The organism is Amycolatopsis sp. NPDC051372 (assembly GCF_040682095.1).
Taxonomy (GTDB): Bacteria; Actinomycetota; Actinomycetes; order Mycobacteriales; family Pseudonocardiaceae; genus Amycolatopsis.
Window position 1 is genome coordinate 9,596 of the sequence record NZ_JBFBAF010000020.1, and the last position, 12,904, is coordinate 22,499.

Here is a 12,904-nt window from a genome sequence, read left to right on the forward strand (position 1 = left end):
AGCCAGCCGAACCCGACCGCGGCGCTCGGTGAACCTCGGGAGCTTCAGCGAGGCAGCTGCGCCATGTCCAGCGGCACCCCACCCAAGTTCGCTCCTAGCCAGCCGAACCCGACCGCGGCGCTCGGTGAACCTCGGGAGCTTCAGCGAGGCAGCTGCGCCATGTCCAGCGGCACCCCACCCAAGTTCGCTCCTGGCCGACCGAACCCGACCACAGGCGGCGTGCATGGCGGAACCTCTGCGAGGAAGGCGCGCCGGCTCCCCTGCGCCACGGGCCAGTTCGCTCGCGGCACGCGGAATCCGATCAAACGGCGCGGTGCACCCCGGAACCTCGGCGAGGCGGTTGCGCCGTCTTCAGCGGCGCCCCACTCAGCCTCCCTGCGGAACCCGACCGAGAGGTGGCGGGAACGTCGGGACCGCGACGAAGCTGTCACGCGGTCTCCCTTGCACCACACCTCCGGCCGAGGCCCTGCCCGCCGCGCTGTGCGGACCGCGTCAGCCGGGCAGGGTGGTGTGGGAAATCCCGCACCACCCTGACCTCAGCGGTTGCCGGCGGTTCTCAGTAGTCCTCGGGGTCGTCGACCACGTGGACGGCGGCTTCCTCTGCGGAGGCGGCACCGCCGTCGATGCCGACGTCGGAGGCGTACAGCTCCTCGTCGGAGTCTTCGCCGGAGCCCTCGTCGGCGGCGACGAGGCGGCCTGCGCGGAAGTCGCCGAGTTCGCCGTCGATGAGTTCGCCGTCGGTGTCCTCGCTGTCGCCGAGGTCGTCGCCTTCCTCGGGCTGCACGTCGGGCACCTCGCGGGCGAGGCGGCCCTCCCAGCTTTCGCCTTCGCGCTCTTCCTCGGGCGTGGTGCCGAACTCGTCGACCTCGTACGGCTTCTCCGGCGGCGAGTAGCCCTCGTCGTACGGATCGCCGTCCTCGAGGGTGTCTTCAGGGTCGAGCACGCCGGTGTCGGCATTGTCCTCGATGTCGTCGTCCACGAACGGCTCCTCTCTCCGGGCGCACCCAGTCTCGCGCCCGAGTCGGGAAGTTACCAGGCGAGCCCGCGGGCTCTTGTTCAGCGCGGCTGGAGGATGCCGGACGAGATCGTCGACGCGGTGAGGTGCTTGTAGCCCACGCTGGGGAAGTAAACGAGCAACTCGTGTTCGTCCTGGGACAACAGTTGTCCGTCTCCCCACAGGCGGTGGTGCACGGGGGCACCGCCGGAGACGTCGGCGCGCTGGTGTTCGGTGGTGTGCGCCGAACGGTCGTTGTCGCAGTTTTCACACGGCGGTGTGTAGTTCTCACCGAAGTATGCGAGAAGTTCCGCACGGCGGCACCGCGTGCTTTCGGCGTATCCGCGCGCGGCCTCGATCCGGCTGGTGAGCACGGCCTGCCGGCGCAGGTCGAGGTCGACGAGCTGGTCGGCAAGCTCGGCCGGTGGTGCGAGTTCTTGTTCGCATTCCACCACGCGGTGGTGGCCCGACCCCGTGACGCCGACGAAACCCAGCTCCGCCAGCTCGTTGACCACCCGCTCGACGGCGTGAGCGGGCACCCCGGCGCTGGCGGTCAGGTCGGTGAGCGTCGCTTGCCGAGGCGAGTTCTCGACCGCGTCGACCACCAGGTGCACGGTCTCCTCACCCAGGTGCGTGCGGGCGGCGAGCAGGCGCGGGATGCGGATGGTGCGCGGGTCGTGCACGAGGACGGCCACGGCGGGCTCCCCGTCGCGGCCGGCGCGGCCGATCTCCTGGTAGTAGTCGTCGATGCTCGCGGGCACACCGGCGTGCACGACCGTGCGGATGTCGGGCTTGTCGATCCCCATCCCGAACGCGCTCGTGGCGACGACGACGTCCAGCTTCCCCGCGAAGAAGTCGTCCTGCACCTGCGCGCGGGTGGCCGCCGTCATGCCGCCGTGGTAGGGCGCGGAGCGGAAGGCGTCGAGGCGCAGGCGGTCGGCGAGGGACTCGCAGCGGGCGTGGGTGAGGGCGTAGACGAGCGCCGGGGTGTCGTGCTGGAGGAGGACGTCGACGCACCGGTCGTCGACGGCCCGCGCCTCCGGTTTGCTGGGCTGCGTCGGGCGCATCGAGAGCGAGATGTTCGGCCGGTCGAAATCGGCGATCACCACCTGCGGGTCGCGCATCCCCAGCCGGCGCGTGATGTCCGCCTGCACGGGCGGCGACGCCGTGGCCGTCAACGCGAGGATCGGCGGCCGGCCGAACTCGGCGATCGCGTCGGTCAGCCGCAGGTACTCGGGGCGGAACTCCTGTCCCCATTCGCTCACCAGATGTGCTTCATCCACCACGAACAACGTGACATTGGTGATCGCCGCACGCGTCTCGGCGTTGATGAGCTGCTCAGGGCCCAGAAAGACGAAGTCCAGCGCGCCCTTCTCCAGCCGCGCCAGCGTCTCGCGGCGCTCGTGGACCTTCTGAGTTGAGTTGAGGAGCTCGGCGTGGATGGTCCGGTCGCCGTACGGGCGTCCGGCGATGGACCGCAACTGGTCGCGCTGCAACGCGATGAGCGGCGAGATGACCACCGTCAACCCACCGCGGGCGAGGCCGGCGACCTGGTAGATGGCACTTTTCCCGCTGCCCGTGGGCAGCACCGCCAACGTGTCCCGCCCCGCCGCGGCCGCGTCGGCCGCCTGCACCTGTGAGGGCCGAAGTGCGAAATCGAACAACGCACCCGCGACGTCGGTGGGATTCGGACGTGAGCTGGTCATGGTGTCGAAGGTACTGCCGGCCAGTTGATTCCCGTACGGCACGCTCAGGAGGCCGTGCGCGGTGCGGCGAAATCTCGGCGCCCTACTACACGCGCGATGGCGACGAGTGGGACCGGCCGGCCGAGATCGACGGAGCGTGCTTGGCCGAGCGGACGGTCATGGGCTGGGCGACTTCGTACGCGGAGTTCAACGCAGGCTCTGGTGAACCGGACGGACACACGAGGCTTTGGTTTCGGCCTGGACGCCGAGCGCGCCGCAATCGGGTTCTTCTGGAGCGGATCTCCGCGAACGCCTTCGACGAGTCGTGCGGACTGCTGATCAGCGCACTCGTCCCGTACCTCGGTGGCAACGACGCCGGACCCGGGTTCTACCCGCTCACCCGGGAAGAAGCTCTCCGTTCTACGACCGGCAGGTCTCTGGGCCGAGCATCTCGGCAAGCTCCACCGGCAGCACGAGCAGCCGCGCCGACGATCAAAGGCACTGCTCGGCCCGGGCTGCCCGGCCGTCACCACGACCGGGCAGCCCCGAACCGAGTCAGTGAAGCTGCTCGGCCCAGTTCGCCGGCAGGCGGTCGGCCGGGCCGGGTGCGGCCTGCGTGAGCGGGTGGTGCGTTGGGGCGGCCAGTTCGGGGCCGCGTTCGTACATCACTTCCTCGGCGTAGTCCCAGAACCACTCCTCGCCCGGCTCGAAGCTGCGGACGATGCGGTGGCCGGACGAGGCGGCGTGCGCACTGGCGTGCTGGCCGGGCGACGAGTCGCAGCAGCCGATGTGGCCGCACTGCGCGCAGCGGCGCAGGTGGAACCACCAGCCCTGCGGACTGGCCGCATCACAGTCGGCGCAGCCGTTGCCGCTCGGCGCCACCGTGGGGTCGACACCCTCCACGTGTTTCTCCTTTGCGCGAAAAGTCCTGTGGCACCAGCTTAATCACAACCGTGGCGCCTGCTCGGCCAGTTGCCAGAGGTACAGGCACGCCAGCGTGCGGTACGGCCGCCACGGCTCGGCCACGCGCGTGAGCTCCGCGGGCGTCGGCCGGGCGGGCAGCCCGTAGGCCCGCTCGACGCTGCGGCGCAGCTCGAGGTCACCGGTCGGTAGCACGTCAGGGCGGTGCAGGTGGAACATCAGGAACATCTGCGCGGTCCACACGCCGATGCCCTTGACCACGTCGAGCTGCGCGACGACCTCGTCGTCGGGCAGCTCGTTCAGCGCGTCGAGGTCGAGGCGCCCCGCCAGGATGCAGTCGGCGAGCGAGCGCAGCGACACCGTTTTCGCGCGCGAAAGACCGGCGGCCCGGCGCAGCTGCTCGGGATCGTCGGCCAGCAGCTCTTCCGGCGTCGGCAGCCGGCCGCCGAAGCGGTCCTTCAGCTTGCGGAAGATGGCGCGCGACGCGTGGATCGAGATGTTCTGGCTGACGATCGCGCGCACGAGCACGCCGTAGTTGTCCTTCGGGATGTCCGGGTCGCCGGCCAGCGCGGGGTCGGGCGGCAGCCGGGGCGGCGGCCCGACGATCTCGTCCATGACCCGGCCGAGGACCGGGTCGGCGTGGCGCAGGTGCTCCTCGGGTGTCATCAGCGGGATGTTACCCCAGGTCAGACGGGGTTCAGATCGTCTGCGTCAGGCCGCCGTCGAGGATGATGTCGGCGCCCGTGAGGTTGCCGACGCGGCCACTGGCCAGGAACGTCACCAGGTCCGCGACCTCCTCGGGCCGGGTGAACCGGCCGGTCACGGAGCCGGCGGCCGCCTTCGCCGCGACGTTGCCGGGCTCCGCGCCCACGGCGCCCCCGACCGTCTCGGCGACGCCGCCCTTGCCCAGCCACAGGTCCGTGGCGACGGGGCCCGGGCTGACCGTGTTCACGCGGACGCCTCGCGCGCCGACTTCCTTCGACAGGGACTTGAAAAAGCTGAGGCATGCCGCTTTCGCCGCGCTGTAGTCGATCACCAGCGGGTCGGGCAAGGTCGCGTTGACCGAGCACACCGTGACGATCGCGCCGGTCCGCTCCAGCAGCGAGGGCAGCGCCGCCCGCGTGGTGCGCACGGCCGACATGAAGTCGAGGTTCAACGTCGCCAGCCAGTCTTCGTCCGTGACGGAGACGAAGCCGTCAGGCCGGGGCCGCACGGCGCCGACGTTGTTGACCAGAATGTCGATCCCGCCCACGCGCGCCACGGCCTCCTCGACCACCCGCGCCGCGCCGTCGGGCGTGCCGAGGTCGACCGCCACGGTCTCGACAGGCAGTTCCTCGAGATCCCCGTCGACGTTGCGCGCCGCCGAGACGACCTGCACACCCTCCTCGACCAACGCCCGCGTCACCGCCAGCCCGATCCCCCGGCTCGCACCGGTGACGAGCGCCGTTTTGCCGCGCAGCAGCAGGTCCATCGGAGACTCCTTCAAGCGTCGGTCGTGCTTCTCGGGAGAAGCCTAGGCGGGGTGCCAAGCCGGGAGCCACTGCTGCTCACTACCCGGCTGCAATCGTTCACAATGGGAAGGGCAACGGCAATTCGGGTCAGTTCGCGCGCAACGGCGCCGTGGAACGCCGGTTGACCAGCTCGACCGGCAGCACGATCGACCGCGGCCCCTGCTCGGGGTTTTCCAGGTTGTCGACGAGAAGTTTCGCGGCTTCGCGACCCAAGTCGTACTGCGGAATGCGGATAGTCGTCATCGGCGGGGAAACGTGGTCCATGAACGGGGTGTCGTTGAAGCCGATGATGCTCACGTCGTGCGGGCACGTCATTCCGTGTTCGCGCAACGCGTCGTAACAGCCGAGGGCGATCAGGTCGTTTCCCGCGACGATCGCGGTGAAGTCGATCTTCTCGTCGCGCAGGAGTCCACTGAGGACACGATGTCCCTCGCGTTGCGACCACGCGTCGCACTGCGCCACGCGTTCGGGCTCGCGGTCGAGGCCGTGGTCGGCGAGGCCCTGCACGAAGGCGCGCTTGCGATGCACGCCGGTCGACAGATCCTGCGGGCCCGCCAGGTGGATGATCTTGCGGTGGCCCAGCTCCACGAAGTGGCTGAGCGCGAGGCGGACGCCGTGGTCGTCGTCGGCCGTGACCGACGGGATGTCGCGGCGGTCGACGGTGCGGTTGACCAGCACGAGCGGGTGGCCCTGGCCGGCCATCTGCTCGGCGGCGTCGTCGTGGAGGCGCGACCCGGCGGAGATGAACCCGTCGACGCCACGCGAGAGGAACGCTTCGATCGACGCGGCCGTGATCTTCGGGTCGTCGTCGGTGTTGGCGATCCACGTGCTGTAGCCCCGCTCGCGCAGGATGTCCTCGGCGCCGCGCACGATCGGCGGGAAGATCGGGTTGGTCAGGTCCGGCAGCAGGATGCCGATCGCCATCGACCGGGCGGTGCGGAGCGTGCGGGCGCTGAGGTTGCCGGAGTAGCCGAGCTCGGTGGCGGCGCGGAGCACACGGTCGAGCGTCGCGCTGTTCACCAGGTGGCGACTGGTCTCGTTGAGGGCCCTCGACGCGGTCGCGACGTGGACCCCGGCGCGCGCGGCCACGTCCTTCAAGGTCGCTCTTCGCACGACGGCAGTATACGCAGAGGTGCCGAGCGACCCGCCCATTTCGGGTGCGATTTCCGCGCCGGTCTCGACGTAACGGGCGCAGGTGCCGCACATTGTGTTGCAAACGATTTCAGTCAGCGCGGGGTGCTCGCCCAGCGCGCCGAATCGTTGATGAGCCGCGCGCTGATGAGGCCGGCCGCGTTGGTCACCGACGCGCGGGCCGACGCCACGACGGCCGTGGTGAACATCGTCGCGGGGCCGGCCAGCGAGACGCCGCCGACCGCGTGGCCCGACGCGTCGAAAATCGCCGCCGCGACGGACATCCGGTCCTTCTGGAACGACCTCGACGCCAGGAACCCGTCTTGCCGCGCGCGGACCAGCTCGGCTTCGAGCTCGTCGAGGTCGGGCGGCGGCGTCGAGCTCTCCGCACAGCACTTCTCCACGTGGGCCACGACCTTGTCGAACGGCAGCCACGACAGCGCCGCCTTGCCGCACCCGGTGAGGTGCGCGGGGGCGCGCTGGCCGACGCGGTTGTGCATCGGGACCTTGCAGGTGCTGGCGTTGCGATCGAGGTAGACGACCCAGCCCTGCGTGAGCTGGCCCAAGTGCGCCTCCTGCTCGGGCGCGCGGACCAGGCGGTCGAGGATGCCTTCGGTCGCGCGGACGAGGCCGGTGCGTTCGATGATCTGGCCGGCGAGCTCCAACAGCAGCGGGCCGAGCTGGTAACCGTTGCCGGAATCCTCCAGCATGCCCTCGGCGACGAGGGTGCGGCACAGCTCGTGGGCGGTGCTGCGCGGGATGTCCGCGCGGGCCGAGACCTGCCGGACCGACAGGACACCCACCGTGGGCGAGAAGGCGCGCAGCACCTTGCAGGCCCTCACCACCGACGCGACGCCACCACGCGTTTCATCCATCTGCCCACGATAGGTCGGGTGCCGGCGTTCTGGCCGGGAAGTGTCCGGCTCTGCCGGACGGCATCGGAGTGATCGCCGATCACCATCGAGCGCGCAGGTTGTTCGTTCTCGAACGCCAGATGTCCTTCATCGCACTATTCTTGGTGGAGACACCGCAAGGAGCCGCACCGCTGTCACAGATCGCGGCCACGTCTTGTCTCAGCTCTCGGAAGGACAACCGACACCAGGTCCGTGAAGGAAGCTCATGAGCGTGGAACATTCGCACCACCTGCCGAACCCCAAGTCGAGCGCGCCGCCGCCGAAGATCGAGCTGGTGGCGACCGCGGAGGGGGCGCCGGCGGCGCCCGAGGGGGCCGTGCCGATGACCATCCTGGTCACGTTGCCGCCCGGGAGTGACGGGGCGCCGCCGCACCGGCATTCCGGGCCGGCGTTCGGATACGTACTCAAGGGCGAGATCATCTTCGAGCTCGAGGGCGACCCGGAGCGGGTGATGAAGGCCGGGGAAGCGTTCTGGGAGCCCGGGTTCGACGTGATCCACTACCAGGACGGCAACAACCTCGACGACGCCGAGTCCCAGTTCGTCGTCACGATGTTCTGCGCGCCGGGACAGCCGATGCTCATCCCGGTAAGTGACAAGGAGCTCGAGCAGCGCAAGCACCTGCGAGCGCCCCGCCCGTGACCCGGAACGGGGGCCGGCCATGAAAGCCGGCCCCCTCGGCAAGGAGCGCCATGAACCTGATCACCCTCGCCGAGACCCACGCCGGGCTCGCGGCGCAGGCGTCCTCCGGGCGCAGCGCGGTGACCGTCCACGGTGGACACGAGCACGCTCTGCGCCAGACCGTGATGGCGCTGAGCGAAGGCGAACACCTGCACGAACACGAACACCACGGCGGCGAGGCCACCGTGCTCGTCCTGCTCGGACACATCCGCCTCGTCACCGATACCGAAAGCCAAGGCGCGGCACCCGGCGACTTCCTCGTGCTCCCCGAGCGACGGCATCGCATCGAAGCCGAAACCGACGCGGCAATCCTCTTCACGAATGTCGTGCAACCCCAATAAACAGGGGGCTCTCCCGACCAGGGAGAGCCCCCTCATCTCACTCGACCAGTTTCCCTTCCGAGGAAACCTCCCGCATCAACGCCGCGATCTCCGCAGGCACCGGCGGCAACTCTTCCCGCTCGATCCGCCCGGGCCCGGACCACACGAGGTTCACCCGCATCGACTCGTCCAGCTCCGGGTAGTCCGAGCGGTTGTGACAACCGCGCGTCTCGCGCCGTTCCACCGCGGCCTCCAGCGTCGCCCGGCAGGCCAGCGCCGAGGACTTCAAGTCGAACGCGTGCGCCAGGTCCTGGAACCCGGCCAGGTCCGGGTGGACCCCGACGTTCTTCACCCGATCCTCGAGCGCGTCCAGTTCGGACAGTCCCGCGAGCAGACCCTCCTCGTCACGTACGACACCCGCGTGCTCGGTCATCGTGTTGCGCAAGGAACGCTGCAGGGCCCGCACGTTCTCCGGACCGTCGGCCGCCAGGAGCTCGTCGACCTCACCGCGAGCCTCCGCCAGCGCGCCGGCGGAACGGCGTTGCGCAGCCAGCGAAGCCGAGTACTCTGCCGCCGCCTCGCCGACGATCCGGCCGTACACCAGCAGCTCGATCAGCGAGTTTCCGCCGAGCCGGTTGGCACCGTGCAGACCGCTCGCCGCCTCACCGATCGCGTACAGGCCTTCGACACCCGTGCCGTGGTCGGACGAGCGCACCCAGACGCCACCCATCGAGTAGTGCGCCGTGGGCGCGATCTCGATCGGGCTCTTCGTGATGTCGAGCATCTGCAGTTCCAGCAATGTCTGGTACACCCGCGGCAGCCGCTGCATGATCGTCTCGCGCGGCAGGTGCGACACGTCGAGCCACACGCCGCCGTTCGGCGTGCCACGGCCCGCCTTGATCTCGGTGTAGGCGGCCAAAGCCACCCGGTCGCGTGTGGACAGTTCCTTCCGCTCCGGGTCATAGCGCTCCATGAACCGCTCGCCCAACGCGTTGCGCAGCTGCCCGCCCTCGCCGCGAGCGGCTTCCGACACGAGAGTGCCCGCCGCGTTTTCCGGCTCCAGCAACCCGGACGGGTGGAACTGCACCAGCTCCGGGTCGCGGATCCGGCCGCCGGCCAGCACGGCGAGACGGAACGAGTCACCGGTGTTCTCGTCGCGCCGCGAAGACGTGCGGCGCCAGATGCGCGTGTGCCCGCCGGCCGCCAGGATCACCGAGTCGGCGTGGATCACGTAGCGGGTGCCGTCGTCGAGGCCGAAGCCGTACGCACCGAAGACCACGTTGTCCTGCACCAGGATTCGCGTGATGTAGACGTTTTCGAGCATCCGCACGTCGAGCTGTGCCGCCCGGTTCACGAGCGTGCGCTGGATCTCCAGCCCGGTGTAGTCACCGGCGAACGCGGTGCGCCGGTAGGTGTGCGCGCCGAAGAACCGCTGGGAGATGCGGCCGTCGGCCTCGCGGGCGAAGGGCATGCCCCAGCGTTCGAGGTCTTCGATACCGCGCGCGGCGTTCTGCGTGACGACCTGCACCGTGTCGGGGTGCGCCAGGAGGTAGCTCTCCTTGATGGTGTCGGCGGCGTGCTGCTGCCAGCTGTCGTCGGTGTCCATCGTCGCCAGCGCCGCGTTGATGCCGCCGGCGGCCAGCGTGGTGTGGGCGTCGCCTTTGGACCGCTTGCCGACCACGAGCACGTCGACGCCCCGCTCGGCCAGCTCGATCGCGGCGCGCAACCCGGACCCGCCCGTGCCGATCACCAGTACCGACGTCGCGACCTGCTGTTCTGTCATCGCGTTCCCTCCTAACGGGATGCGCGGGTGGCACCGGAACGGGACCACCCGCGCGAGGAATCACTTCCTGGGCGGGTTGGCCGGGAGCCAGTCCGCGAACTTGATCTGCCCGAGCTGGGCCCCCTCGTCGGGCAGCAGGCCCTTCGGACCCGGCTTTTCGCCGAAGTAGCGGGCCTCGGGGTCGACGGTGACCTCACGCGGGTCGTTGCGGAAGGTCAGGGCCTCGCGCACCCAGCTCTCCATGGTGAAGACCTCGGGCCCGCCGATCTCGGTCATGCCGCCCAGCGGCGAGCCGGCGGCGACCTTCGCGACGGCACCGGAAACCTCGGACGCCGCGATCGGCTGGATGCCCGCGTCGGGGAGCTTGACGACGTTGCCCTCCGTGCCGCCGTCGGCGATCGCGCCGACGAACTCGAAGAACTGCGTGGCCCGCACGATGGAGTACGGCAGGCCGGAGCCCTTGATCAGCTCCTCCTGGGCGACCTTCGCGCGCAGGTAGCCGGATTCGGGCAACCGGTCGCTGCCGATCACCGACAGCGCGACGAAGTGGCCCACTCCCGCGCCCTTGGCGGCCTCGGTCAGGTTCGTGGTGGCCGCGCGGAAGAAGGCCATCACGTCGTCGTCGTCGGCGAACGACGGCGAGTTCGATACGTCCACCACCACGTCGGCGCCCTCCAGTACTTCCTTGACGCCTTCGCCCGTCACCGTGTTCACGCCGGAGCTGGGCGACGCCGGAACCGCCTCGTGGCCGTGCTCCGTCAGCAGGCTCACGACCCGCGAGCCGATCAGGCCGGTACCGCCGATGACGACAATCCTCATGATGCGCCTTTCGCTGGGTGTCCCCGGCCGGCCCGGGGACTTCGCACCAGCCTCGACAAGGCGGACCGCGGATCTGTGACAGCGCCGCCGCGGATCACCTGATCGGGTCACCTCCGGACACGAACGCGTCGCGCGGGTGCTCGACCGACGCGAGCGACACGATGTCGCGGCCGAAGAACGCCGCCGTGAGCCAGATCGCGAGCACGCGGACCTTGCGTTCCCAGCTCGGCACGGCCAGCACGTGGTAACCGCGGTGCATGAGCCACGCGAGCAGGCCCGTGATCACGATCCGGCGGTACTGGAAGATGCCCTTGCCGATGCCGAGCGTCGCGACGGAACCCAGCCCGTGGTGCACGTACGGCTTGGGTGTGCGCCCGCGAACATGCGCGGTGAGGTTTCGAGCAAGCAGCTTGCCCTGGCGCAACGCGTGTTGTGCGTTCGGCACCGTCCGCGCCCCCGCCACCGGCGACGCGAGGTCCGGCACGGCGGCGTCGTCACCGGCGCCCCACGCTCCGGGCACCGGGTCCGTCTCGGTGCCCACCCGCAGGTCGGCGCGCACGACCAGCAGGCCACGCTCGTCGATCGGCAGGTCGGTGTGGTTGTGCACCACGGGGTTGGCGGCGTTGCCCGCCGTCCACACGATGAGTGCGGAATCGAACTCCTCGCCCGTCGAGAGCACCACGTGCCCGTCGACGGCCGAGCGCAGCTGCGTGTTGAGGTGCACGTGGGCGCCGCGCTGTTCGAGCGAGCGGACCACCCACCGCCCCGGCTTGTCGGTGACCTCGGGCAGGATCCGGCCCTGGGCCTCCACCAGGTGGAAGCTCAGCTCGTCGCGGCTGATCTCGGGGTACGACTTCAGCAGCGCCGTCGCCAACGACAGCAGCTCCGCGAAGCCCTCGACGCCCGAGAAGCCACCGCCGACGAACGTCACGGTGAGCAGCTTCCGCCGCGCCGGCCCCGACTCGAGCGCCGACGCGCGGTCGAACGACGTCAGCAGCCGGTCACGGATCGCGACGGCCTCCTCCACGTGCTTCATCCCGATCGCCTCCTCGGTGACGCCGGGGATCGGGAACTTGCGCGTGACGGCGCCGGCCGTCACCACGATCTCGTCGTACTCCAGCTCGAACTCCGGTCCCTCGGCCGGTCGCACGACCACGCGGCGGTTCGCGTGGTCGATCTCCGTGACCGCTCCCGCCACGATCCGGGTGCGCTTGAGGTGCCGCCGCAGCGACACCGCCGCGTGGCGCGCCTCGATCGACCCGGCCGTGACCTCGGGCAGGAACGGTTGGTACGTCATGTACGGCCGCGGGTCGACGACAGTGAGCTCGGCCTCCGACGGCCGCAACCGCTTCTCGAGTCCCCAGGCCGCGTAGAAACCCGCGTACCCGCCGCCGACCACCAGGATCCTGCGCATTTCGCTCCTCGCTCTCTCGCCCTGCACAGGAGAGACAAGACAGCGATGCCGGATGTGACAGGTTTGCCCCGTTCGAGTGGGCACCGTCACGAGGTGGACGCCCAACGGCCTCAGACCGAGGCAGGAGCCTCCGCGGCGAGGCCGGCCAGGGCACTGTCCGCGATCGACTGCAGGGTGACGCGGCCCGGGGTGGTCTTGGCGAGCACGTTCATGCCCTGCACCACAGCCACGAGCAGGGGCGCGGATTCGGGGCCGGCACCCGGGCGGAGTTCGCCGGCGGCGCGAGCGCGAGTGAGGGCACCGGCGAAGGCGGTGCGGAGGTTGGCGAGGTGTTGTTCGAACATCGCGGCCAAACCGGGGTCGCGGTCGGTGAGTTCGACGAGCGAGTTGGTGACGAGACAGCCCCAGCGGCGCCGGCCGTCGACCATGGCGTCGACGAGGTGGGCGAAGTAGTCGCGCAGGCCGGCCATGCCGCTGGGAGCGACGTTGAGCCGCTCGACGGCCTCGGCGGACACGGTGGCCGCGTAGGAGCGGAGTGCGGCGACGAACAGGTCGTGTTTGTTTCCGAACGCGGCGTAGACACTGCCGGGTTGGATGTCCATGGCCTGGCACAGCGCCTGGATCGACGTGGCGTCGTAACCGCGCTGCCAGAAGGTGTCCAGGGCGACGCCGAGGGCTTCGTCGACGTCGAAGGTGCGTGTGCGTCCCACGTCGTAATAGTAGAGTAAGCGTT

13 protein-coding genes are annotated in these 12,904 nt (G+C 69.9%); 2 read left to right on the forward strand and 11 right to left on the reverse strand.

Going from position 1 to position 12,904, the window contains the following annotated elements; all coding sequences use genetic code 11:
* Nucleotides 1-556: 556 nt before the first annotated feature.
* The 7 genes from AB0M56_RS28005 to AB0M56_RS28035 all read right to left on the reverse strand — a co-directional run bounded on the left by AB0M56_RS28005 (nt 557) and on the right by AB0M56_RS28035 (nt 7,117).
* Nucleotides 557-979: a DUF5709 domain-containing protein gene (locus tag AB0M56_RS28005; protein ID WP_364180927.1), complete on the reverse strand. Its 423-nt coding sequence runs from the start codon at nt 977-979 to the stop codon at nt 557-559.
* Between the two features lie 77 nt (nt 980-1,056).
* Nucleotides 1,057-2,700 (reverse strand): RecQ family ATP-dependent DNA helicase, encoded by a 1,644-nt coding sequence (locus AB0M56_RS28010; RefSeq protein ID WP_364180929.1) that lies wholly within the window; start codon nt 2,698-2,700, stop codon nt 1,057-1,059.
* 534 nt (nt 2,701-3,234) lie between these two features.
* Nucleotides 3,235-3,582 (reverse strand): UBP-type zinc finger domain-containing protein, encoded by a 348-nt coding sequence (locus AB0M56_RS28015; RefSeq protein ID WP_364180932.1) that lies wholly within the window; start codon nt 3,580-3,582, stop codon nt 3,235-3,237.
* Between the two features lie 42 nt (nt 3,583-3,624).
* The gene (locus tag AB0M56_RS28020; RefSeq protein WP_364180935.1) at nt 3,625-4,266 is read right to left on the reverse strand and encodes a DNA-3-methyladenine glycosylase 2 family protein; all 642 of its coding nucleotides are present in this window, start codon (nt 4,264-4,266) and stop codon (nt 3,625-3,627) included.
* A gap of 31 nt (nt 4,267-4,297) precedes the next feature.
* Nucleotides 4,298-5,071 carry an SDR family oxidoreductase gene (locus AB0M56_RS28025; RefSeq protein WP_364180938.1) on the reverse strand — a complete coding sequence of 258 codons (774 nt, stop codon included), beginning with the start codon at nt 5,069-5,071 and terminating at the stop codon, nt 4,298-4,300.
* A 127-nt stretch (nt 5,072-5,198) separates the two neighbouring features.
* Complete coding sequence (locus AB0M56_RS28030; RefSeq protein ID WP_364180941.1) at nt 5,199-6,224, reverse strand: LacI family DNA-binding transcriptional regulator; 1,026 nt, start codon at nt 6,222-6,224, stop codon at nt 5,199-5,201.
* A gap of 113 nt (nt 6,225-6,337) precedes the next feature.
* A complete protein-coding gene (locus tag AB0M56_RS28035) occupies nt 6,338-7,117 on the reverse strand; it encodes an IclR family transcriptional regulator (RefSeq protein ID WP_364180944.1) in 780 nt (259 codons plus the stop codon).
* Between the two features lie 244 nt (nt 7,118-7,361).
* Between AB0M56_RS28035 and AB0M56_RS28040 the strand changes: the two genes are divergently transcribed.
* Together AB0M56_RS28040 and AB0M56_RS28045 are read left to right on the forward strand one after the other, a co-directional pair.
* On the forward strand, nt 7,362-7,796 hold the full coding sequence (locus tag AB0M56_RS28040; RefSeq protein ID WP_364180947.1) for a cupin domain-containing protein: 435 nt from the start codon (nt 7,362-7,364) through the stop codon (nt 7,794-7,796).
* A 50-nt stretch (nt 7,797-7,846) separates the two neighbouring features.
* Complete coding sequence (locus tag AB0M56_RS28045) at nt 7,847-8,176, forward strand: cupin domain-containing protein (protein WP_364180950.1); 330 nt, start codon at nt 7,847-7,849, stop codon at nt 8,174-8,176.
* A 37-nt stretch (nt 8,177-8,213) separates the two neighbouring features.
* Here the strand turns inward: AB0M56_RS28045 and AB0M56_RS28050 are convergent, their stop codons facing one another.
* The 4 genes from AB0M56_RS28050 to AB0M56_RS28065 form a co-directional block, all read right to left on the reverse strand.
* Nucleotides 8,214-9,938: an FAD-dependent oxidoreductase gene (locus AB0M56_RS28050; protein ID WP_364180953.1), complete on the reverse strand. Its 1,725-nt coding sequence runs from the start codon at nt 9,936-9,938 to the stop codon at nt 8,214-8,216.
* Nucleotides 9,939-9,998: 60 nt separating this feature from the next.
* The gene (locus AB0M56_RS28055; RefSeq protein WP_364180956.1) at nt 9,999-10,757 is read right to left on the reverse strand and encodes an SDR family oxidoreductase; all 759 of its coding nucleotides are present in this window, start codon (nt 10,755-10,757) and stop codon (nt 9,999-10,001) included.
* 94 nt (nt 10,758-10,851) lie between these two features.
* Nucleotides 10,852-12,171, reverse strand: a complete 1,320-nt coding sequence (locus AB0M56_RS28060) for an NAD(P)/FAD-dependent oxidoreductase (protein ID WP_364180959.1) — start codon at nt 12,169-12,171, stop codon at nt 10,852-10,854.
* 110 nt (nt 12,172-12,281) lie between these two features.
* Complete coding sequence (locus AB0M56_RS28065) at nt 12,282-12,881, reverse strand: TetR/AcrR family transcriptional regulator (RefSeq protein WP_364180962.1); 600 nt, start codon at nt 12,879-12,881, stop codon at nt 12,282-12,284.
* Nucleotides 12,882-12,904: the final 23 nt, after the last annotated feature.